The sequence below is a fragment of the Streptomyces sp. NPDC031265 genome (genome assembly GCF_055570295.1).
This window is the reverse complement of the sequence record NZ_JBVIHM010000018.1, coordinates 132141-157939: the sequence shown is the minus strand read 5'-3', so window position 1 is coordinate 157939 and position 25799 is coordinate 132141. Positions and strand designations below refer to the sequence as shown.

At 74.0% G+C, this 25799-nt stretch carries 2 protein-coding genes (1 of these 2 only partly in view); both read left to right on the top strand.

Annotated features, from left to right (window positions below; translation table 11 throughout):
- On the top strand, positions 1-4026 hold the end of the coding sequence (locus ACZ499_RS25740) for an SDR family NAD(P)-dependent oxidoreductase (protein ID WP_468678288.1). Its footprint begins 9987 nt before the window's first position; only the last 4026 of its 14013 coding nucleotides appear in the window; its start codon lies beyond the left edge, outside the window; it ends in the stop codon at positions 4024-4026.
- Positions 4023-25799: an amino acid adenylation domain-containing protein gene (locus ACZ499_RS25735; protein WP_468678286.1), complete on the top strand. Its 21777-nt coding sequence runs from the start codon at positions 4023-4025 to the stop codon at positions 25797-25799. The genes ACZ499_RS25740 and ACZ499_RS25735 overlap by 4 nt, the downstream gene beginning before the upstream one ends.

Genomic DNA, 25799 nt, shown 5'->3' with positions numbered 1-25799 from the left:
GTCATGCGCGACGCGCTGCGGCAGGCGGACCGCGCGCCGCAGGACGTGCGCTACCTGGAGGTCAACGGCTCGGGCTCGCAGCTGACCGACCTCCTCGAACTGAAGGCCGTCCAGGCGGTGTACCGCGACGGCGAGCCGACCGCCGCGCCGCTGCACCTGGGCTCCATGAAGCCCAACATCGGGCATCCGCTCTGTGCGGAGGGCATCGCCGCCTTCATCAAGGTCGCGCTGATGGTCCACCACCAGCGGATGGTGCCGTTCCGCTCGGGCCAGGAGCCCATGGAGCACTTCTCCCTCGACGCGGCCAACCTCGCCTTCCCCCGGCAGGCGGTGGACGCGGCCCTGCCGTACGCGGCGCTGAGCAGCTTCGCCGACGGCGGCACCAACGGACACGTCGTCCTCAAGCACCGCCCCGCGCCCGCCGGTCCGGCCACGCGCGGTCCCGTCGCGATGCCGGAACTGACCCGGACCGATGTGCGCACGGGCGCGCAGGTCACGCATGTCGAAGCCGCCGGGACCCAGGTGTGGACCCGGCGCGTCACGGCCGGTGACCCGGTCATGGACCACCACCGCGTCTACGGCCGCCGGCTGCTGCCGGGCCTGGCCTGGATCGACCTGCTGTACCGGTGCTTCGCCGAGTCCGGCTTCGCGTACGACACGCTGGAGCTGCGCGACCTGTCGATCTACCGCCCGCTGAGCGTGGACGCGGACAGCGCCGTCGACATCCGTGTCGAGGCCGTCGAGCACTCCGCGAACGGCTGGCGCATCGAGGTCACCGGAGCCGACGCGGAGCGGTACATCACCGCCGAGATGCACCGCCTCACCAGCACGGTCTCCTTCGCCGAGCGCGTTCCCGCCGACGCTGAGCCCGGGGCGCGGGTGACCGGCCTCGACGAGGTGTACGGCGCCTACCGGGCCCGGGAAGTGGCCCACTCCGGCCCCATGAAGGCCGACGGCACGGTGTCCGTCGGCGCCCAGGACATCTGGGTGCGGCTCGGCGTGGCCGGGGGCACGGCCGGCGAACTCTTCCACCCCACGCTCATCGACGGCAGCGCCGTCGGCGCGAGCGGCGCCCTGGCGTACGCGGAGGGCGGCGACCCCAAGCTGTTCCTGCCGCTCCACTACGGCTCGTTCCGCGCGTCCGCCGCCTTCGGCAGCGCCTGCCGCACTCGCGTCCGCAGGTCCTCGGTCCGGCAGAGCGAGGAACTGCTCGGCTTCACCATGGAGTTCTTCGACGCGGAGGGCCGCAAGACCGGCGAACTGGCCGACTTCAGCAGCAAGCTGGTGCGGCACGCGGGCCTGATCGACCCGGCCCGCGGCGCGGAGGCGCCGGTCGCCCCCGTTACACCGCTCACGGCTCCCGTGACGCCGTCGGCCTCTGCCGACGCCGTCGGTGCGGTGGTCGCGTCCGTCATCGCCGAGCAGCTGGGCGTGTCCGCCGGTGAGGTCTCCACGACCATCAGCTACTACGAAATGGGCCTGGACTCGGCCAAGTTGCTCCAGGTCGCCGGCCGCCTTGAGCAGGCCCTGGACACGCGTCTGTCGCCGACGCTGCTCTTCGAGCACGCGACGGTCGGGGCGCTGGCGGACCACCTGAGCGCGGCCGGAACGACCGTCGGTGAGCGGCCCGTGCAGATTCCCGTTCCGGGGGAGCGCCAGATCGCCCAGCAGCCGCAGGCTCCGCAGGCCGAGCGGCCCCAAACGCCCGGCAGTCGGGACATCGCGATCGTCGGCATCGCCGGGCGCTACCCGAAGGCCGCCGACGTCGCCGAGTTCTGGGAGAACCTCAAGGCGGGCCGGGACTGCATCGGTGAGGTGCCCGGGAGCCGGTGGCCGCAGGACGCGCATGCGGGCCTGTCCCGCTGGGGCGGGTTCGTCGACGACGTCGACTCCTTCGACGCCGCCTTCTTCGGCATCCCGGCGGACGAGGCCGCCCAACTCGACCCGCAGGAACGGCTGTTCCTCGAAGTGTGCTGGGAGGCCGTCGAGGACGCCGGGTACACCCCGGACGCCCTGGCCGCTGCCCGGGACGGGGCGCGACGGCGTGCGGTGGGCGTGTACGTGGGCGTCATGCACCGGGACTACGCCCTGCTCCAGGAGGAGGCCGTACGCCAGGGGCAGCGCGTTCCGCAGGCCCTGAACGCGGCCACCATCGCCCACCGCGTCTCGCACTTCTGCGACTTCCACGGCCCGTCCCTGGCCGTCGACACGGTCTGCGCGTCCTCGCTCAGCGCCGTGCACCTGGCGGTGGAGGCGCTGCGCCGGGGCGAGTGCGACGCCGCGCTCGCCGGCGGGGTCAACCTCTCCCTGCACCCCGGCAAGTACCGTACGTACGGTCTGCTCGGTCTGCTCGCCCAGGAGGCGCCCGCGCGGTCGTTCGGGGCCGGGGGGGACGGCTATGTGTCGGCCGAGGGCGTGGGCGCGGTGCTGCTCAAGCCGCTGAGCCGGGCCGTCGAGGACGGCGACGCGGTGTACGCGGTGATCAAGGGCAGCGCGGTCAGCCACTCCGGCCGCACTCCCGGCTTCCGGGTGCCGTCGGCCACCGCGCAGCAGGCCGTCGTCGCCGACTGCCTGGACCGGGCCGGGGTCGACCCCGCGTCGCTCGGATACGTGGAGGCGCACGGCACCGGTACCGAGATCGGCGACCTGATGGAGGTGGAGGCCCTGGAGCGGGCCTTCCGGGCGCGCACCGACCGTACGGGCTTCTGTGCGCTCGGCTCGGTCAAGTCGGCGATCGGGCACGCCGAGTCGGCGGCCGGGATCAGCGCGCTGACCAAGGCCGTGCTCCAGCTCCACCACCGCACGCTCACCCCGCTGGTACCGGCGGAGCGCGCCAACCCGTACCTGGACCTGGCCGGCTCGCCGTTCCGGCTCCAGACGGAGCTGGCGGCGTGGGCGAGCGAGGACGGCGCGCCGCGCCGGGCCGGGGTCAGCGCGTTCGGCGCGACCGGTGCCAACGCGCACGTCGTCCTGGAGGAGGCGCCTGCGCCGCAGGCGGCGCGGCTGTCGGACGTCCCCGGCGGGTTGCTGGTCCCGCTGTCCGCCAAGGACGAGGACCGGCTGCGCGCGTACGCGCAGAAGCTGCTGCGCTTCCTGGACACGCACGACGGTCTCGACCTGTCCGCCCTCGCCCACACCCTCCAGACCGGCCGGGTCGCCCTGGAGGAGCGGCTGGTGCTGCGCGCCCGCAGCGTCGACGAGGTGAAGGACGGCCTCGGCCGCTTCCTCACCGGTGACGGCGCCGCCTCCGGAGACCTCTGGCGGGGCCGCGTCGACGCCAGCCCGTCCGGCGCACGGCTGCTGGACGAGGACGAGGTGCGCGAGCAACTGGTCGGCCGATGGGCCGCGCAGGGCAACTGGCGCAAGATCGCCGAGCTGTGGCTGGAAGGGTACGCGGTCGACTGGAGCACACTCCACGAGGTCCGGCCGCAGCGCCTCCACCTGCCCACGTACCCGTTCGCCAAGGACCGGCACTGGGTGTCGGTGGCAGCGGACATCCGGCCCGCACCGGCTCCGGAGTCCGCAGCCCCGGTACCGCCGAAACCGGAGCCGCAGCTTCGGCCCGCCGCCCCGCACTGGCGTTTCCTCGCCGACGGCGAGCCGGTGCCGCACCGCGCCGACACCACCGACGTCGCCGAAGAGCGGGCGTTCGGGTTCCTGCGCGGGCTGCTCGCCGACCAGTTGGGCCACGACGCCCAGCAGGTCACACCGCAGGCCGGGTTCCTGGAGCTGGGCCTGAGCTCGCTGGGGATCGTCCGGATGACCCGCGAGCTGGGCGCGACCGTCGCCCCGGGCTTCGTGCCCAGCGCGCTCTTCGAGTACGCCACGGTCGGCGAGCTGGCCGCGCACCTGGTGGACGCGTACCCCGAAGGGGTCGCCCGTCTGGTCCCCGTGGGCCGTACGCGCCCCGCCCCGGAAACCGCCCCGCAGTCCGAGGTCCTGGAGGTGCTGGAGCGCCTCGGTGAGGGCGACCTGGACCTCGACGACGCCATCGCGCTCCTCGACGGAGAGAGAACTCAGAAGTGAAGCACGAGCTCAGCGCCCTCATCGCCGACTACAGGGCGGGCAAGGTCACCGACAGCGAGGTCGGGGACCTGCTGCGGCGGCTTCGGGCGGGCGCGCGGACGTACGAGCTCTCCGAGGGCCAGCGCGGTCTCTGGGCGCTCCAGAAGGCGTATCCGCGGATGGCCGCCTACAACGTCCCGCTCTGCTTCCGGGTCTCCGGGCTCGATGAGGCGGTGTTCGAGCGGGCCTGCCGTGCGGTGGTCCGGCGGCATCCGGTGCTGAGCACGGTCCTCGGCCGCGAGGGCGACCGGCCCGTGCAGTCGGTCGACCCGGGCCGTGAGCTCGACTACGCGCGCGTGGATCTGCGCGCGCTGCCGGAGACCGGGGCGCTGGCGGCCGTGGAGGCCGAGCACAAGCGGCCGTTCGCCATGGAGGGGGAGCCGCTGCTGCGGATCCGCGTCTTCGGCCGCCCGGCGGACACCTCGATCGTGCTCGTCAGCGTCCACCACATCGTCTTCGACGGCAGCTCGGCCCGGCTGCTTGCGCAGGCGCTGTTCGACACGTACGAGACACTGCTGGCCGGGGGCGAGCCGGACGCGGCCCGCGCGGGCGCGGACTTCGAGGCGTTCGTGCGCGAGGAGTGCGCGACGCTGCCGGGTCGGCGCGCGGAGCTGCTCGGCTACTGGCGGGAGAAGCTGGCGGGCCCGTCCGCCGCGCTGAGCCTGCCCACCGACCGGCCGCACGCCGAGGTCGTCGACCGGTTCGCCGGGGACACCCGCTTCAGCGAGCTGTCCGGTGAACTCGCCCGCGCCGTCGGGGAGATGGCCGCCTCCCGGCGCGCCTTCGCCTCCACGGTCATGCTCGCCGCGTACGCCGTCACGCTCGCCGGTTACTCCGACGAGCGCGAGGTCGTCGTCGGGATGCCGGTGAACGAGCGGGGCGGCGACGAGTTCGCCGACGCCATGGGGCTCATGATCAATATGATGCCCGTCCGGGTGGGCCTCGCCGGGGGCACGACCTTCGGGCAGCTGGTGGCCCAGGTGCAGCGCGAGGTCGTCGACGGGATGCTGCACAGCTACCCGTTCGCCGCGCTCGCCCGCGATCTGGCCCAGGCCGCGCCGTCGGGCCGCTCGCCGGTCTTCCAGACCGCGTTCGTCTTTCAGGACGTGCTCGACGGCATCGCGGACCCGGACCGCCCCTACGAGCTGGTCGAGGAGCTGCACCAGGAGGGCGAGTACGAGCTGTCCGTCGAGGTGTGGGGCAAGGGCGACGGGTACGCGCTGCACTGGAAGTACCACCCCGAGCTGTTCGGCGCCGACTTCGTGGCGGGCCTGGGCGAGCGCTACCGGCGCGTCCTCGAAGCCGTCACCACTGACCCGGAGGTCCTCCTGGAGGACCTGCGCGCGCTCTTCGCGGCCGACGCCGCTCCCGCGGCGGCCGACGGCCCCTGTGTGCACGACCTGTTCGACGCGGCCGCGGCCCGGACTCCGTACGCGGTCGCGGTGACCGGTGCGGACGAGATCCTCACGTACGACGAACTGCGCCGCCGCAGCGACGCGCTGGCGGCCCATCTGGTGGCGCGGGGCGTGCGTGCGAACGACCTGGTGACGGTCTTCCTCGACCGTTCGGCCGCGATGGTCGTGGCTCTGCTCGGCATCCTCAAGGCGGGCGCCGCCTACGTTCCGCTGGACCCGGAGCTGCCCGCCGCGCGGCTGTCCGACATCGTGGGGGACAGCGGCACCTCCCTGGTCGTCACCCAAGCCCGGCTGAAGGCGCGGGCCCAGGCTCTGCTCGACGCGCGGCCGGCCGAGGCGCGGGCGGCGGCGCCGGGCGACCTCGTGGTCCTCGACGAGCAGCGGGACGAACTCGCGGCCGCCGCGGCCCGGGGCGAGCGGCCCCGGGTGACGGTGACCGAGTCGGAACTCGCGTACGTCATCTACACCTCCGGCAGCACCGGCAAGCCCAAGGGCGTGATGATCCCGCACCGCGGCTTCACCAACCTGCTGCGCTCGATGGCCGTCGAGCCCGGACTCGGCCGCACCGACACGCTGTTCGCGGTCACCACCGTCAGCTTCGACATGGCGCAGGTCGAGCTGTTCCTGCCGCTGGTCACGGGCGGGCGCTGCTATGTGTGCGACAGCGCGACGATCAAGGACGTCGACCGGCTGAAGGAGCGCATCGGCCGGGTGCGCCCCACGGTCATGCAGGCCACCCCGGCGACCTGGAGCATGCTGTTCCACTCGGGCTGGCGCAACACCGAGGGCGTCCGGATCCTCACCGGCGGCGAGGCCCTGTCCCGTACGCTCAAGGACCACTTCCTGAGCACCGGCACCGAGGCCTGGAACCTGTACGGGCCGACCGAGACGACCGTCTACTCGACCGGCACCCTGGTGCGCCCCGACGCGCCCATCACCATCGGCAGGCCGATCGCCAACACCGAAGTCCTCATCCTGGACGAGCGGTTGCGGCCGGTTGCCGAGGGCGAGCCGGGCGAGCTGTGCATCGCCGGGACCGGGCTCGCCAGGGGGTACGTCAACCGCCCCGAGCTCACGGCCGAGAAGTTCGTGCCCCACCCCCTGGTCGCGGGCGCGCGGCTCTACCGCACCGGGGACCTGGCGCGCTGGAACGAGGACGGCGAGATCGACTACCTCGGGCGGCTCGACTTCCAGGTCAAGATCCGGGGCAACCGGGTCGAACTGGGGGACATCGAATACCACTTGGGCCGTCACGCGGCCGTCGCCGAGTGCGTCGTGGTGGCGCGCGGCGAGGACGCGGCCAAGCAGCTTGTCGCCTACTACCGGCCGGGCCCGGGGCGCACGGCGGACGCGGCCGACTTCAAGGAGCACCTGCGCGAGAGGCTGCCGTCGTACATGGTCCCGGACTTCTACGTGCCGATCGACAACGTTCCGCTGACCGGCAGCGGCAAGGTGGACCGCAACGCGCTGATGCGGCGCGAGATCTCCCTCGCGCCCGCTCCGGCCGCCCCTGCTCCGGCCGCCCCTGCTCCGGCCGCCCCTGCTCCGACCGCCCCCGAGGGTGTGCCGCTCGCCGACATCGAGGAGCGGGTCCTGGCCTGCTGGCAGGACGTCCTCCAGGTCCGTGACATCGGCCCCACCGCCTCCTTCTTCGAGGTGGGCGGCAACTCGCTGGCGGCCGTGGTGCTCGCCGAGCGCATCGCCGACCGCCTCGGCGTGCCGTTCGCGGCGGCCGACCTGTTCAAGTACGCCAGCGCGCGCAGCATCGCCGAGTACGTGCGCGAGCACACCGAGCCGCAGGTCCCGGCCGTGCGGGCCGAGGAGGAGACCGCGGCGACCGCCCCGGATGCCGCCGCGGACCTGCCCGACGACGCCGTGGCGATCGTCGGCATCGCCTGCCGTTTCGGGGACGCCGACGACCACTGGCGGTTCTGGGAGGACCTGCGGCGCGGCGACGGCACCACCCGGTTCTGGACCGAGGAGGAGCTGCGCGGGGCCGGGGTGCCCGAGCGGGTGCTGCGCGAGCCCGGCTATGTGCCGCTGCGCTCCGCCCTCGCGGACAAGGACGTCTTCGACGGCGAGTTCTTCCGGCTCTCCCCGAACCACGTCGCCCTGATGGACCCGCAGTTCCGCCAGCTGCTCCTGCACGCCTGGAAGGCCGTCGAGGACGCGGGCTACGACCACCGCGACATCCCGGACACCGGCGTCTACGTCACCAGCGGCAACCACTTCTACGGAGCGCCCGCCCCGGAGGCGGCGCCCGTGATCGAGGATCCGCAGCAGTACCTGTCGTGGGTGATGTGCCAGAGCGGCACGGTCGCCTCGATGATCTCGTACCAGCTCGGCTTCGGCGGCCCCAGCCTCGCCGTCCACTCCAACTGCTCGTCCTCGCTGAGCGCCCTCTCGCTCGCGGCCCGCGCGGTGCAGAGCGGCGAGACCGGCTTCGCCCTGGTCGCGGCGGCCTCGGCGGCCAGTACGGACGGACGCGGCTACGTCCACAAGCCCGGTCTCAACTTCTCAAGCGACGGCCGCGTCAAGGCGTTCGACGCCGACGCCGACGGCATGGTCGGCGGCGAGGGCGTCGCCGCGCTGCTGATCCGCCGTGCCAAGGACGCCGTCGCGGACGGCGACCACATCTACGGCCTGCTGCGCGGTGTGGCGACCAACAGCGACGGCGCCCAGGCCACCGGTTTCTACAGCCCCAGCGTCGACGGCCAGAGCCGGGTGATCCGCCGGGCCCTGGAGCGCACCGGCGTCGATGCGCGCTCCATCGGATACGTGGAGGCGCACGGCACCGGCACCAAGCTCGGCGACCCCGTGGAGCTGGCCGCGCTGACCGAGGCGTACCGCGAGGCCACCGACGAGACCGGTTACTGCGGCATCGGCTCGGTGAAGTCCAACCTCGGCCACCTCGACTCGGCGGCCGGGCTTGCCGGGACCGTCAAGGTCCTGCTCGGCCTCTACCACGGTGAGCTCCCCCCGACCCTCAACTACACCAGCCCCAACCCCCAGCTGAAGCTGGAGCGGTCGCCGTTCCACGTGGTCGACCGGCTGCGGGAGTGGCCGCGGGGCGAGGGCCCGCGCCGGGCGGCGCAGAGCTCCATCGGCCTGGGCGGCAGCAACGCGCACGCGATCTTCGAGGAGTACGCGGCCGCCGCGCCCGCCGCCGACGACCGCTCCCCGCAACTGGTCCCGCTGTCGGCGCGCACCCGGGACAACCTGGCCGCCTATGCGCGCGAGCTGCGGGCGGCCCTGGAGAGCCCGAGGCCCACGCTGCGACTGCGCGATGTGGCGTACACGCTCCAGGTGGGCCGGGTGCCGATGGCCCACCGGGTGGCGTTCGTCGTCCGTGACCTGGGTGAACTCGCCGACGAGCTCGCGCTGTTCCTCGACGGCCGGGACCCGGGCCGCCGCTTCACGGGCGAGGTGCCCCGTGGCGCCGCCGACGGCCCCACCGCCAAGGTCGCCCGCTGGCTGGAGAAGGGCGAGGAGAAGGGCAAGCTGAAGAAGCTCGCCCAGGCATGGGTGCAGGGCGCCGACGTCGAGTGGCGGCGGCTCGCCAGGACCGCGGCGGGCCGCCGGACCAGCCTGCCCGCCTACCCGTTCAGCCGGGTCGTCCACCCGTGGCCGGCCCGCGCCGTCGAGGCGTCCGGGCCCGCTCCGGCGCACCCCCTGCTCCACGAGAACGTGTCCGGGCTCGGCGCGGTCCGCTACCGCACCCGGTTCACCGGTGAGGAGTTCGTGCTCCGCGACCATGTGGTCGACGGGAAGCGGCTGCTCCCGGCCGTGGCGAGCCTGGAGATGGCGTACACGGCCGTGCGCCGTGCGCTGCCCGCCGCCGGACCGCGGGTCACGCTGAAGAACGTCAGCTGGGTACGGCCGGTGGCTGTCGGCGGCGAGGGCCGCACCGTCGAGTTCACCCTGACCGAGGACGCGGCGCCGGGCTCCTCCCGCTTCGAGCTGACCGGCTCGGCCCAGGACGGCGGACAGCTCCACGTCCAGGGACGCGCGACGGCCGCGCCCGCCACCGAACGGCCCACGGTCGCGCTCGATCGGCTGCGCGCCGCCCTGCGGCTGCGCCCGCTGTCGGGCGAGGAGTGCTACGCCTACATCGCCCGCGCCGGAGTCGCCTACGGCCCCGGTTTCCGGCTGGTGCGCACCCTGCACCGGGGCGCCCCCGACGGGCGGCGCGAGGTGCTGGCCGAACTGCGGCTGCCGGGCGGGTCGCGCAGCTCCCTGGAGTCGTACGCGCTGCACCCGGGCTTCCTGGACGCGGCGATCCACGCCTCGCTCGGCCTCGACCCCCGGTTCGACACGGAGGCGGGCGCGGCGTCGCGGCCCCGGGAGGCGTCGGCCACACCGGTGCCGTTCGCGCTCGACCGGCTCGACGTCTACGCGGAGTGCGAGGAGGAGATGTACGCCTGGGTGCGCCCGGCGCCGGGGGAGCGGGCCGAGGGCGCGGGCCAGGTGCTCGACATCGACCTCACCGACGCCGGCGGCCGGGTCTGCGCCGCGCTGCGGGGCCTCGCCTACCGTGTGCTCGACGGGAAGACGGACGGCGGCCGGGCCTCGGCCCTGCGCACCCTCCTGCCGGTGTGGGAGCCCAAACGAGCCGGACTCCCTTCGTCCATGGGTGGGTTGGCGGACGCGCAGCCCGGTGAGGTGTTCGTCTTCGACGCCGACCGGCGGCTGCGCGACGAGCTCGGGGTGCTGGCGCCCGGACACCGGCTGGTGGAGCTGCCCGCGGGTGCCTCGGTGGCGGAGATCGCCGAGCGGATCCGCAGCACCGGGCGGACGCCCGCGCACCTCGTCTGGGTGGCACCGCACGACGGGCCCGACCCCGTCGCGGGCCAGGAACGGGGCGCCGTCGAGGTGTACCGCCTGGTGCGGGCGCTGCTGTCGCTCGGCCTCGGCACCAAGTCGCTGACCTGGACCGCGCTCACCTTCGCCACCCAGCGCGCGGAGGCCCGCGACCTGGTCGCGGCGACCCACGCCGGTGTGCACGGGCTGCTGGGCAGCGCCGCCAAGGAGCACACCCGCTGGACGGTCCGCCTCCTCGACCTGCCCGCCGCGGCGCCCGGCGACGCGCTGCGCGCGGCCGGACTCGCCCTGCCCACCGTCCCGGCCGGAACCACGCTCGCCCTGCGCGAGGGCCGCTGGCTCGCCCAGGAGCTGCGGCCCGTCGCCCCGCTCGCCCCCGCCACCGCGCCCTACCGGGACGGCGGCCGCTATGTCGTCGTGGGCGGCGCGGGCGGCATCGGTGAGCTGTGGAGCCGCCACATGGTCGAGCACCACCGGGCGGCGATCGTCTGGATCGGCCGCCGCCCCCTCGAAGGCGCCGTCGCGGCCTCCCTCGCCGACCTGGCGGCCCGGGCGCGGGCCGTCGGCGCCGGGGAGCCCCTCTACGTACAGGCGGACGCGAGCGACGAGGCGGCGCTGGCCGCCGCGTACCGGCGCATCAAGGAGCGCCACGACCGGATCGACGGCGTGGTCCACTCCGCGATCGTGCTGGCGGACAAGACGCTGGCCAACATGGACGAGGACCGGTTCCGCGCGGCGCTGACCGCCAAGGTCGACGTGGGCGTCCACCTCGCCCGCGTGTTCGGCGCAGAGCCGCTGGACTTCGTCCTCTTCTTCTCCTCGGTGGAGAGTTTCGTACGGGACGCGGGCCAGGCCAACTACGCGGCCGGGTGCACCTTCAAGGACGCGCTGGCCCTGGACCTCGCGGACCGGTGGGCCACCGCCCCGGGCGCCGCCCGTCCCGTGGTGAAGTCCGTCAACTGGGGCTACTGGGGTGTGGCGGGCGTCGTCAGCGACGACTTCTACCGTGCGCGCATGGCGGCGGCGGGCATCGACTCCCTCGACCCCGAGGAAGCCCTGCGCACCCTCGCGGACTTCCTCGGCGGTGAGCACGGCCAGATCGCGCTGATGCGCACCTTCGACGAGGCGGCGCTGCGGGGGCTCGTGCCCGACGAACGCCTGGGTGCGTCCGCCGATGTGCCCGGGGACGGGCCGGACCGGCTGCCCTCCGTGCTCGACGCGGTCGTGGCGGCGCACCGCGCACCGTACGGCGAGGTCGAGCGGCTCGGCCGGTTCCTGCCGCACCCGCGCCTGTGCGAGCTGGCCGAGCGGCTGCTCTTCACCACGCTGCGCGACCTCGGCCTGGACGGCCTGGAAGGACGGATTCCGGCCAAGTACGGGCGCTGGCTGGCGGAGAGCGACCGCGTGCTGACCGCCGCCGGGCTCATCGAGGTGCGCGGCGGACGGCGCGCCCTGCCCGCCGCGCGGGACCTGGACCCCGCCGAGCTGTGGCGCCAGTGGTACGCGGAACGCGCCGACTGGCAGCCCAATGCCAACCAGCGCGCCCAGGTCGACCTCGTCGAGTCCTGTCTGCTCGCCCTGCGCGAGGTCCTGGCCGGGGAGCGCCCCGCCACCGAGATCCTCTTCCCGGGCTCCTCGATGTCCCGCGTGGAGGGCATCTACCGGGGCGACCCGATCGCCGACTACTTCAACGACCGGCTGAGCGAGCTGGTCGTCGACGCGGTGCGCCGCTGGCGCCAGGCCCACCCGGGCCGCCGTCCGCGCGTCCTGGAGGTCGGGGCCGGAACCGGCGCGACCAGCGCCAAGGTGCTGGCGGCGCTGGAGCCGCTGGGCGACGCGATCGCGGAGTACTGCTACACCGACCTCTCCAAGGCGTTCCTGTTCCGCGCCGAGGAGCAACTGCTGCCGCGCTACCCGTATCTGACGACCCGTATCTTCAATGCGGAGAAGTCGCCCGGGGAGCAGGGCGTCGAGCCCGGCGGGTTCGACGTCGTGGTGGCCACCAACGTGCTGCACGCCACCGCGGACATCGCGCTGACCCTGCGCAACGTGAAGGCGGCCATGCGGCCGGGCGGGCTGCTCTTCATGAACGAGATGAGCCGCAACACGCTCCTGGCGCATCTGACGTTCGGCCTGGTCGACGGCTGGTGGCTGTACCGGGACGCGGACCTGCGCATCCCGGGCAGCCCGGTGCTCACGCCCGAGAGCTGGGTGGACGTACTGCGGGCCGAGGGCTTCGACAGGGTGGGGCAGCCGGACGCCGGGGCGCATGTGCTGGGCCAGCAGCTGACCGTCGCCGAGAACGGCGGCGGTGCGGTGGTCCGTACGGACGGGCTGCGCACCGACGCCCTCCCGGCGCCGCGCCCGGTCGTCACCGCCTCCGTCCCGGACGCCGGCCTGCGGGCGCGCACCCTCGCCTACTTCGGGCAACTCCTGCGTGACGCCCTGCGCCTGACGGACGATCAGCTCGACCCGGGCCGGAACCTGCACGACTACGGTCTCGACTCCATCCTGGTCTCCGGCATGAACAACGCCGTCGCACGGGACTTCGAGGACGTTTCCAGCACGCTCTTCTTCGAGCTGCGGACCCTCGACGAGCTGACCGGCCACTTCCTGGACACCCGCCGCCCGGAGCTGCTCAGGCTCTTCGGAGCCCACGCGGCGGAGGCCGAGCCCCCGTCCACCGACCTCGCGGAGCGCGCCATCGTGTACGTCACCGCGCTGGTCGCCGACACGCTCCGGATGGCGCCCGGGGACCTCGCCCCCGACGCCGACCTCTTCGACCTCGGGCTCGACTCGATCCTCGTCATCCAGCTGAACAACGCGCTCGGCCGCGACTTCGACGAGCTGAGCAGCACGCTGTTCTTCGACTGCCCGACGGTCCGCGAGGTCGCCGGGTACTTCACCGGCGCGCACCCCGCGCGGCTGGCCGAGGTGCTGGGCGCCGAGGAGCCGCCGCACACCACCGCCCCGGTCCATGTCCAGGTCCCGGCTCCGGTCCAGGACGCGGCTCCGGCCGTGTCCCCGGCCCCGGTCCGGGCGCCCGCGCCCACCCCCCGCCTGCGCGACATCGCCATCGTCGGCGTCGGCGGCCGCTATCCCCGGGCCGCCGATCCCGCCGCGCTGTGGGAGAACGTGCGGCAGGGCCTCGACTGCACCACCGAGTACCCCCTGGACCGCTGGTGGCTGCGTTGGGAGGAGGACGGCAAGGAGCGCCCGCGGGGCGGGTTCCTGGCGGACGTCGCTTCCTTCGACGCCGAGTACTTCGGCATCCCGGACGACGAGGCCGCCGCCATGGACCCCCAGGAGCGGCTGTTCATCGAGACGGTCCACAGCGCCCTCCAGGACGCCGGGTACACGGCCGCGGCGCTCAACCGGCAGGGCAGGGTCGGGGTGTTCGCGGGCGCCATGAACGCCACCTACAACGGGCGCACCGCCCACTCCTCGATCGCCAACCGCACCTCGTACCTCTTCGACTTCCAGGGTCCGAGCATCGCCCTCGACACGGCGTGCTCGTCGTCGCTCACGGCGATCCACCTCGCCCTGGAGAGCCTGTACAGCGGCGACAACGACTGCGCGGTCGCCGGTGGCGTCAACCTGCTCCTGAACGCCGACCACTTCGACGTGCTCGCCGAGCACGGGCTGCTGTCCGCCGGTGACCGGTGCCGACCGTTCTCCGAGCACGCGGACGGCTTCCTCGCCGCCGAGGGCGTCGGCGCTGTCGTGCTCAGGCCGCTGGAGGACGCGCTGGCAGGCGGCGACCACATCTACGCGGTCATCAAGGGCAGCGCGGTCAACGCGGGCGGCCGGACCAGCCGGTACAGCATGCCCAGCCTCACGGCCCAGCGCGACGTCGTCGCACGCGCCCTGGAGAAGGCAGGTGTCGAGCCCGCCACCGTCAGTTACGTGGAGGCGCACGGCACGGCGACCGCGCTCGGCGACTCCATCGAGATCTCCGCGCTCAGCCGTGCGTTCGGCACCGCACGCGCGGGCCAGTACTGCGCGGTCGGCTCGCTCAAGTCCAACCTCGGCCACGCGGAGAGCGCGTCCGGCGTCGCCGGTCTCACCAAGGTCCTCATGCAGCTCGCGCACGGGCAGCTCGCGCCGTCGATCAACGCCGAGGAGCTGAACGGCGGGATCGTCTTCAAACGGACGCCGTTCGCGGTGCAGCGCGAGCCCGCGCCGTGGGCCCCGGTCGACGCCGACGGGCGGCCGCTGCCGAGGCGCGCCGGGATCTCCTGCTTCGGCGCGGGAGGCTCCAACGCACATCTGATCATCGAGGAACACCCTGGAGGCGGCGACGTGGCCCCCGCGCTTGCGCATCTGACCGACGAGCCCTGCCTGGTGCCGCTCTCCGCCCGGACCCCGGACCAACTGCGTGACGTGGCCGGGCGGCTGGCGGACTTCGTCGGCGACACCGACCGTGCGGTGCCGCTGCGCGACCTCGCGTACACCTTGCAGGTGGGGCGCGACGAGCTGCCGGTGCGGCTGGCCCTCGTCGTACGGTCGGTGCCGGAGCTCGTGGCACGGCTCGCGGCGTTCCTCGGCGAGGGCCTGGCGCCGGGCGCCGAGTACGCCGACCTGACCGGCCGCGAGGCCGGACGGCAGACGCCCGCGCCCGTCACCGACCTCCGCGAGGCGGCCCGGCAGTGGCTGTCCGGGACGGCCCTCGTGTGGGAGGCGCTGTACGGCGGGGCGCCGCTGCCCCGGCGCGTCAGCCTGCCCACGTACCCGTTCGCCCGGAAGACGCACTGGTACGGGGAGCTGTCGGCCCCGGCTGCGACGGCAGCGGCCCAGGCCGTCGCGCCCGCGCCCGCGCCCCGTCCCGCCGAGGACGGTGGCGTCCGCGGTCTGCTCCTGGACGCCGTCGCCGCGCAGCTGGACGTGGACCCCGCCGAGGTCCGCACCGATGTGGACTTCCCCGCCCTCGGCCTCACCTCCATGGGGCTGGTGCGGCTGGCCAAGGAGATCCAGCGCGATCTCGACCCGGGGTTCGAGTCGGCGCTGCTCTTCGAGCACGCGACGGTCGACGAGCTGGCGGCCCACCTCGCCGGGCGGGGCGTCGCCGCGGCGCCGCAGCCGGTGGCGCCCGCCGCCCGCCACCCGCTCTCCGAGGGGCAGCAGGGGCTCTGGACCCTGCAGAAGGCGTCCCCGGAGTCCGGTGCGTACAACGTGTCGCTCTGCTTCAAGACCACCGGCCCGGACGTCGGCGCCCTGCGGGCCGCGTTCGCGCGGGTCCGGGCCCGGCACCAAGTGCTCGGCGCGGCCGTCGAGGTGGCGGGCGGCAGCCTCCTGCTGGCCCAACAGCCGGACGGACAGCCGCTGGTGACGGAGCATCACCTGTCCGTTGCCGACGAGGGCGAGGCGGTCGCGCTGATCCGCGCGCACGCCAAGGAGCCGTTCGACCTGGAACGCGGCCCGCTCTGCCGCCTTGATGTCTTCCACGGTCCGGGCGCGGCGGCCTGGGTGCTCCTGAACACCCACCACCTCGTCCTCGACGGAGCCTCCGCCGTGTTGCTGGTCAAGGACCTGCTCGCCCAGTACACGGCGCTCACCGAGGGCCGGACCCCCGACGCTCCGCGCCCGAGCGCCCCTTACGAGGAGTTCGTGGCCGCCGAGGCCGAGGCGCTGGGCGACGCCCGGGCCGACGAGCGGCTGGCGTACTGGCGCGAGCGGCTCTCCCAGCCGCTGCCCGCAGTGGCGCTGCCCGCCGACCGGCCGCGCCCCACCGGCTCCGGCGCCGGGGCCACCGCGACCCGGCGCCTTCCGGCCGGACTCGGCGCGCGCATCGCGGAGTTCGCCCGCGGCCGGCGTGTCTACGCGTCCGCCGCCTACCTCGCCGCGTTCAAGGTCCTGCTGCGCCAGTACACCCAGCAGGACGACGTGATCGTGGGCATGCCGGTGAGCACCCGGCCCGCGACCGGCTTCGAGCGCACGGTGGGCCACTTCGTCGACATGCTGCCGGTCCGCAGCCGCGTCAGCGGCGCGGCGCGCTTCGCCGACCTCTGCAAGGACGTCCAGAGGAACCTGGTCAACGGCCTGGCCCAGCAGTACCCGTTCACGGCTCTGGTGCGCGAGCTCGGTCTGTCCACGGGCGACGGCGGCGCGCCGGTCTTCCGGTACGCGTTCATGTACCAGGACTGGCACGAGGACGTCACCGCCGGTGCCCCCGCCTTCTCGTACGTCGAGGGCATCCACCAGGAGGGCGAGTACGAGCTCGTCCTTGAGGTCGTCGAGCCCGCCGGGCCCGGCGGCTCCTGGACCGTCAACTGGAAGTACGACACCGCCCTGTTCGACGCCGCCACGGCCGAGCAGCTGCTGCGCCAGTACGTCCACCTCCTGGAGACCGTCCCGGCCGACCCGGAGCAGCTCGTCGACGCGTGCTCGCTGCTCTCGCCCGAGGAGCGCCACACCCTCACCGTCGAGTGGAACGCCACCGAGGCCGCCCACCCCGAGCGGCCCGTGCACGAGCTGTTCGCCGAGCAGGCGGCCCGCACTCCGGACGCGCTCGCGGTCGTCGCCGGGCAGGACTCCCTCACGTACGCGGAGCTCGACGAGCGCTCAGGCCGTCTCGCGAGCCATCTGGCGGACCTCGGTGTCGGCCCCGGCAGCCTGGTCGCGGTCTACTTGGAGCGCTCGCCCGAGCTGCTGATCGCGCTCCTCGCGACGGTGAAGGCGGGCGGCGCCTACATCCCGCTCGACCCCGACTACCCGCAGGACCGGCTCGCCTACATCCTCGGCGACGCCCGCCCCCAGGCCGTCCTCACCCACAGCGCGCTGCGCGCCCGGCTGCGCGAGCTCGCCGACGTGCCCAGCACGGTCCTGATGGACCGGCCGTGGCCCACCGGCGGCCCGGTCGGCGCCCGCGTCACCGCCGACGACCTCGCGTACGTCATCTACACCTCGGGCAGCACCGGCAACCCCAAGGGGGTGATGGTGCCGCACGGCGCCCTCACCAACTTCCTGTGCTCGATGGCGGACCGGCCGGGCCTGCGGGCCGACGACCGGCTGCTCGCGGTGACCACCCACAGCTTCGACATCGCCGCCCTGGAGCTGTACCTCCCGCTGGTCGTCGGGGCACGCGTCCACCTCTGCGACGCCGACACCGCGCGCGACCCGGGCCGGCTCAAGGCGCTGCTGGGCGCGGTGCGGCCCACGGTGATGCAGGCGACGCCTTCGACTTGGACGATGCTGCTGCACGCGGGCTGGACCAACGACGAGCGCGTCCGCGTGCTGTGCGGCGGCGAGGCGCTGCCCGAGACCCTGCGCGAGCGCCTGACCGCGCTCGACTGCGAGGTGTGGAACCTGTTCGGGCCGACCGAGACGACCATCTGGTCCACGGCCGGGCGGATCGAGGCGGACGGCCGCATCACCATCGGCACACCCATCGACAACACCCAGATCTACATCCTGGACGGCCTGGGCCGCCCCGCGCCCGCCGGTGTTCCCGGTGAGCTGTGCATCGCGGGCGCCGGGCTCGCCAGGGGCTATCTGAACAAGCCGGAGCTGACGGCCGAGCGCTTCCCCGAGAACCCGTTCGCGCCCGGCACCCGCATCTACCGCACCGGCGATCTGGCGCGTTGGCTGAGCGACGGCCGGATCGAGTGCCTGGGCCGCATCGACTCCCAGGTGAAGATCCGTGGCTTCCGGGTCGAACTCGGCGAGATCGAGCACGTCCTCGCCGGTCACCCGGCCGTGCGCGAGTGCGTCGTGGTGGCCCGTACGCGTGCGGAGAGCAGGCAGCTGGTGGCGTACTACGTGCCGGCGGCGGGCCCGGTGGCGGCCGAGGAGCTGACCGGGCACCTGGCACGGAAGGTCCCGCCGTACATGGTCCCGTCGTTCGTCCTGCCCATCGACGCGCTGCCGTGCACCCCCAACGGCAAGGTCGACCGCAAGACCCTGGAGGAGCGTCCGGTGGTGCTGGCCCGGACCCGCGCGGACGCGCCCCGGCCCGTCGAGGCGGCAGCTGGCTCCCCGCTGCCGCACGAGGGCGATGTGCTCGCCCTGTGGCGCGAGGTGCTCGGCGTCGACGACCTCGGTCCGACGGACGCGTTCCTGGACGCGGGCGGCAGCTCGGTCCTGGCGGCCGTGCTCGCCGACCGGGCCACCAAGCGGTACGGGGTGGCGTTCACCGCGGCCGAGACCTTCAAGTGCGTCAACGCGCGGGGGATGAGCGAGCACCTGCGGGCGAGCGGCGGCACCCAAGCCGATGGGGAGGCGGAAACCGTACAGCCCACACCGGCTCCCGCCGCAGCCCACCTCACTGGCAGCGTCGCCGTCATCGGCATCTCCTGCCGACTGCCCGGCGCCGAGGACCACCACGCGTTCTGGCGAAACCTGCTCGCGGGCGAGGAGAGCGTCGAGCTCTGCTCCACCGGCGAACTGCGCGAGCTGGGCGTCGACGAGAGCCTGATCGCGCACCCCGACTACGTTCCGGTGCGCGCGAGCATGCGCGGCAAGGGCCTGTTCGACGCCGACTTCTTCCAGGTCTCGCCGCGCGACGCGGAGCTGATGGACCCTCAGCTGCGGCTGCTGCTCCAGCACTCCTGGAAGGCCGTCGAGGACGCCGGACGGCTGCCCGGTGACATCAACGACAGCGCGGTCTACGTGTCGACCAGCAACGCCCTCTACCAGGCACCGCTGGCGGCCGGGAACGCGCGGCGCGACTCCGAGTCGCTGGTGAGCTTCCTCCAGGCCCAGCCCGGCACCATCCCGACCACCGTCTCGCACAAGCTGGGCCTGACCGGCCCGAGCCTGTACGTGCACAGCAACTGTTCGTCCTCGCTGGCCGGGCTGGCCCTCGCGGTCCAGGGCATCCAGTCCGGCCAGACCCGCCACGCGCTGGTCGGCGGCGCCGGAATGTACGCCGAGAACGCCGTCGGCTACCTCTTCGAAGAGGGCATGACCCTCTCCTCCGACGGCCACTGCAAGCCGTTCGACGCCGAGGCGAGCGGGATGATCGGCGGCGAGGGCGTCGTCGTGGTCCTGCTCAAGGACGCCCCGTCCGCCGTCCGCGACGGCGACCACATCTACGCGCTGCTGCGCGGCGCCGGGATGAACAACGACGGCGACCGCAAGGCCGGTTACCACGCGCCGAGCGTGGCCGGGCAGGCCGAGCTGGTCTCGGCGGTCCTGGACCGCGCCGGAGTGCACCCCGAGAGCATCGGCTACCTGGAGGCGCACGGCACCGGCACCCGGCTCGGCGACCCCATCGAGGTCATGGCCGTCTCCGAGGCCTACCGCCGCCACACCGACCGCACCGGCTTCTGCGGCATCGGCTCCGTCAAGTCCAACCTCGGCCACCTGGATGCGGCGGCAGGGCTCGCCGGTCTCGTCAAGACCGCCCTGGTCGTCGGCAACCGGCGGATCCCGCCGACCGTCAACCACCGCGTGCCCAACCCGCAGATCGACTTCGCGGGCTCGCCGTTCTACGTGGTGGACCGGCTCGTCGAGCACGCCCCCTCGGCCGAGCCGATGCGCGCGGCCGTCAGCTCGTTCGGCATCGGCGGCACCAACGTCCACGCCGTTCTGGAGGAGGCGCCCGCGCGCGGCGCCGAGGACGCCGTCCTCGCCGGTCCGCGCCTGGTGCCGCTGTCGGCGCGCGGGCCGGAGAACCTGCGCCGGTACGCGGACGACCTGGCCCACCGGCTCGCCGAGCTGGAGGAGACGGGCCCGAGCGCCCGCCGCCTCGCCGACGTCGCCTTCACCCTCCAGGTGGGCCGCACCCAGCAGCCCGAGCGCGCGGCGTTCGTGGTGCGCGACGTGCGCGAACTCATCGACGCCCTGGGCGACTTCGCCTCGGGCGGGGAGCGGCGGGTGTACGGCGCCGACGGCGCCCTGGCACACACCGCCCGGCAGTGGGTGGACGGCGGCGAGGCGCAGTGGCCGCACACCGACGAGGCACACCCTCCACGCCGGATCAGCCTGCCCACGTACCCGTTCACCGAGGAGTACTTCTGGCTGCGCGGCGAGGAGGCCGCGGCGCCGGAACCCCCCTCGACCGACGTGTCCCGCAAGGAAAGTGACGGCTCGTCGGATCTGGACTTCTTCGAGGAGCGCTGGGTGGCGACGGCCGCCGCCCCCGTCCCCGACGCCCCCGCGTCCGAGGCGCAGGTCGTCCTGTGCTTCCTCGACGGGGCGGCGGACCGGGCCGCGTACGAGCGGTCCCTGCGCGAGCGCGCGCCCGGTGCCGAGCCGGTCTTCGTCGGCGCCGGGTCCCCGTATCCCGTGGACCGCGACGACGAGCGCAGCTGGAAGCGGGCGCTCGGGGCGGTCGCGGCCGAGTACGGGCGCGTCGACGCGATCCACTACCTCTGGCCGGCCGGGCACCGCGACGGGGGTCCTGGCGAGCAGCCGTCGCTGCTGCGCGAGCTGCGCGACGTCGCCTCTCTGATCCGGGCCGTGGTCGCCGCCCGCCTTGAGGTGCCGCACCTGCTCGTGGCCGGGCACTTCCGCGACGCCGTGGAGCAGGCCGCCCTCGACGCCCTGATCGGGTACGAGCGCTCGCTCACCGAGGTGCTGCCGGGCACCGCCCTGCGCGTGGTCCTGCGCGAGGGTGCGATCGACGCGTCCCACTGGGCCGCTCTGCTCTTCGCCGAGCAGCGCCAGGAGGACCCGGCGAGCGTGCTGTACCGGGCGGACGGCGTGCGCCGGACCTGCCGGGTCGAGCGAGTCGAGACCCCGGCCCGGCCCGGCCGGAGCGTACTGCGCGACGGCGGAACGTATTTGCTGACCGGTGCCTTCGGCGGCCTCGGCCGCCGCATGGCCGAGTACCTGGCGCGCGAGTACCGTGCCCACCTCGTCCTGCTCGGCCGCTCGGAGACCGGCGCGGCCGACGAGGCCTGGGTCGAGGGCCTGCGGCGCTCCGGCAGCCGGGTCGTCTGCCGCCGGGCCGATGTGAGCGACCCGGATGCGCTGGCCGGACTGCGGGCGAGCCTGCCCGAGGAGCTGCGCGCCTTCGACGGCGTCCTGCACCTCGCGGGCGCGGCCGAGCCGGTCACCCTGCCGACGAAGACCACCGCCTCCATCGACGCGGTGCTCGGCGCGAAGGCGCACGGCACGCTCGCCCTGGAGCGCGCCCTCGGCCTCGACACCGAACGCCCCGACTTCGTCTGCCACTTCTCCTCCACCGCCGCCGTCCTCGGCGACTTCGGCAGCGGCGACTACGCGGTGGCCAACCGCTTCCAGGCGGCCTACGCGCGCGCTCTCGGCGAGCGGCCGACGCGACACCGGACACACCGGACGCTCGCGATCCAGTGGCCCCTGTGGGAGGAGGGCGGCATGGGCGCGTCCGCGCAGCGGAGCGCGGACCCGGAGTTCATCGACGCCTACCTCCGCTCCAGCGGCCGGCGGCCGCTGGAGACGGTGGCGGGGCTCGACGCGTTCGAGCGCCTGCTGGCGGCCGACCTCGTCGCGCCGATGGTGCTGCGGCCCGCCGCGCAGGCGTCCGCGATCGTCGCCGGCACGGTAGGACCGGTCGCGCGGCCCGAGCAGCCGGCGCCCGCCGTGCGCACCCGGGCGCCGAAGGCCGGTGAACTGACCTACGCGGTGCGGGAAGTGGTCCAGTACGTCCTCAAGGCGGAGGCGCACCGGATCGACGACCGCAGCAACTTCGTCGACCTCGGCTTCGACTCCATCCGCCTCACCCAGCTCGCCCACCGGCTCTCCGACCGCGTCGGGGTGCGGCTGCTGCCCACCGTCCTCTACGACCACCCGTCGATCGAACGGCTGGTGGAGCACCTGGCAGGAGAGGACGTCCGGATGGCGGTGGAGGCTCCGGCGGTGGCCGCCGAGCCCGTGGCGGCGGTCCGGACCGTCGCGGCGACCGGGCCCGCTGCCGGTGTCGAACCCGCCGTCGGGGACGAGCCCGTCGCGATCATCGGCATGAGCGGGATCTTCCCGGGCTGCCGCTCGGTGGCCGAGTTCTGGGACGCGCTCGCCGACGGCAAGGACATGGTCCGCGAGCTCCCGCCCGGGCGGTTCGGCGCGTCGGTCCCGGCGGAGCCGGACGGCGAGCGCTACCGGTGGATGGGCAGCATCGACTGGGCGGACGAGTTCGACGCCGCCTTCTTCGAGATCGCCCCCAAGGAGGCCCGGACGATCGACCCGCGCCAGCGCCACCTCCTCCAGGAGTCCTGGAAGGCGCTGGAGGACGCGGCGCTCGGCGCCGAGGAGCTCAAGGGCAAGCGCGTCGGCGTGTTCGTCGGCGTGGAGCAGGGCGACTACCAGTTCCTGGTGAAGGACGGCGGCAACGTCACCTCCAACCACGACGGCGTCCTGGCCGCCCGGCTCTCGTACTTCCTCGACCTCAAGGGCCCGGTCCTCGCCGTCAACACCTCCTGCTCCTCGGGCCTGGTGGCCCTGCACCAGGCCTGTCTGAGCCTGCGGCAGAAGGAGTGCGACATCGCGGTGGTGGCGGCCGCCAACTTCGTGCTCACCCCGCAGTCGCTGGACGCGATGAGCCGGGCGGGCATGCTGTCCGAGGCGGGCCGGTGCTTCACCTTCGACCAGCGCGCCGACGGCATGGTGCCCGGCGAGGCGGTCACGGCCCTGGTGCTGCGGCCGCTCGCCGCCGCCGAGGCGAACGGCGACCCGGTGCACAGCGTGATCGCCGCGAGCGGCCTCAACTACGACGGCCGCACCAACGGCATCACCGCGCCCGCCGGAGAGTCCCAGCGCGAGCTGCTGTCCTGCGTCTACGAGCGCGGCGGCATCGACCCGGGGGACCTCGGCCACATCGTCACCCACGGCACCGGGACCAAGCTCGGCGACCCGGTCGAGGTCAACGCCCTGCGCGCGGCCTTCCGTACGGACGCGGGCGTCGCGGAGCGCGGGTTCTGCGCGCTGACCTCGACCAAGACCAACTTCGGCCACACCTTCGCGGCGTCCGGCCTGGTCGGTCTGATGAGCCTGTCCGAGTCGGTGCGCCGGGGCGTCATCCCGGCGAGCCTGCACTGCGAGCAGGACAACGAGTACATCGACTGGAGCGACAGCCCCTTCTACGTCAACAAGGCGACGAAGGAGTGGGCGACCACGACGGGTGCGCCCAGGACGGGCGCGGTGAGCGCCTTCGGTATGAGCGGGACGAACGCGCACGTCGTGGTACGGGAGTACGTACCCGGCGCCGTGGCACCCCCCGCCGCGTCCGGTGCGGTGGGGCATCTGCTGCCGCTGTCCGCCAAGACAGAGGCGGCGCTCGCCCAGCTCGTGGACCGGCTGCTCGACCTGATCGCCGACGGCGAGCTGCGCGACGCCGACCTGCCCGCCCTGGCCCGCACGCTCGGCGACGGCCGCCACCACTTCCGGCACCGCTGCGCCGTGGTGGCCGACACCCTCGACGAGGCGGTCGCACTGTGGCGCGGCTGGCGCGACGGCTCGGCCGGGGCGGGGTGCTTCGCTGGGACGGTCGCGCGCGACTTCTCGGCGCGGTCGGCGGACGGCGCGGACGCCGGGCAGGTGACCGCACCCGGCGCCGACCTGGACGCCACCGAGCGCCGCCGGGCCCTGTCCGCGCTCGCCGAGCGCTATGCGCGCGGCCACGACCTCCCGTCCCCGGACGCGGAGACGGCCGCCCGCCGCCCGGCGCGCCTGCGGCTGCCCACGTACCCGTTCGCACGGAACCGGTACTGGGTGCGGGAGGAGGCTCCGGTGGTCGCGGAGGCGGCGGCTCCGGCCCCGGAGCGCGCCGCTGCCCAGGCTCCGGCGCAGCCCGCTGACCAACTTCCGGCTGCACCCGCCGTCCAGGCTTCGGCTCCGGCCGAGCCCGCCGCCCCGGCGAAGCCTGTCGTGCTGGCCGGCCTGGCCGACTTCCCGCACCGGCTCGCCGAGCCGGTCGAGGCGCGGCCGCACACCGTGACGCTCTCCCCGTTGCCCGCGCCCGCGCGTCCGGTCACGCGGGAGCACGACGTCCTGGAGGACCTGAAGTCGGCGGCCAACCTCGACTTCGGCGGAATGGTGGCGACCCTCAACCGGACCGGTGTGATGGTCGAGCACCTCATCCCGTACTCCTCGGAGTTCGCCGAGTACGCGGGGGAGCGCGGCGGCGAGGTCCTCGACCTCGGCTGTGCCTACGGCATCGCCAGCATCGCGGCGCTGGAGCGCGGCGCGCGCGTGGTCGCGCTCGACATGGAGAAGAAGCACCTCGACATCCTGGAGCAGCGCGTCAACGACGAAGCCCGCACCCGCCTGACACTGCGTCAGGGAGTGCTGCCGGACGCCGACTTCGAGGACGGGCGGTTCACCGCCGTGCACGCCAGCCGCGTCATGCACTTCCTCACGCCCGAGGGCGTCGGGGTGACCCTGCGCAAGATGTTCCGCTGGCTGGAGCCGGGCGGAAAGGTCTTCCTGAGCACCGACTCGCCCTACTTCGGCTACTGGGCCTCCAAGGCCGCCGACTACGAGGCGCGCAGGCGGGCGGGTGACCCGTGGCCCGGCTACATCGACGATGTGGCGGCCCATTTCGAGGCGGCCCACGTCGTCGGCGGGCCGAGCCTGATCAACGCCCTCGACCCCGAGGTCTTCCGGCGGGAGTGCGAGGCGGCCGGGTTCGTGGTCGAGCGGGCCGGGTACTTCGGCGCGGTCGGGGTGGACCGGGGCTCGTACGGGGCGCCGGGCCCCGACATGGAGCACGTCGGCGTCATCGCGCGCAAGCCGGACACCTCCGGGGCGGCCCAGGCCCAGGCCCAGGTCTCGGCCCCGACCCGTACGGCAGAGCCGCGCGACGAGAGCGCCCGCGCCGGCGACATCGACTACCGGGTGCGCGGCACCGGCGCCACGGCCCTGGTCCTCATCCACGGCCTGGGCTGCGACATGACGTACTGGGAGCAGCAGGCCCGGTACTTCGCCGACCGGTACACCGTCGTCACGCTGGACCTCGCGGGCCACGGCGGCTCCGGCCGCGACCGGCGGCACTGGACCGTCGAGGCGTACGCACGGGACGTGGCCGACGTCGTCGCCCGGGTCGGCGCCGAGCACGTGGTCCTGGTCGGCCACTCGCTCGGCGGGCCCGTCATGCTGGCGGCCGAGCCGCTCCTCGGGGGCCGGGTGCGGGGCATGGTCGGCGTGGACACGCTCCACACCTTCGACCCGCAGCCGCTCAGCGCCAAGCAGCTGGACCGGTTCGTGCAGAGCTTCGTCGACGCGCCCGTACGGGCCGAGGAACTTTTCCTCGATACGCACCGGGCGGACCTCGTCGCCCTGGTCGAGCGCACGCGCGCGCACGTCGGCGAGGCGATCGTCTCGGCGTCCTTCCGCGAGATGCTGACGTACCTCCAGCGGCTGCCCAAGCGGTTCGGGGCGCCCGTGACCCTGGTCAACTCGACGTCGTGGATGCCCACGGACACGGCCTCGGCCGCGAAGTACGGCGTGGACGTCGAATTCGTGGACGGCGTCGGGCACTTCGTGATGCTGGAGGCGCCCGAGGTGCTGAACGCCTCTCTCGAACGGCTGGTCAAGGGGTTCGTCGACGGTCACGGAGCGATCGGGGCCACTGAGCGATGA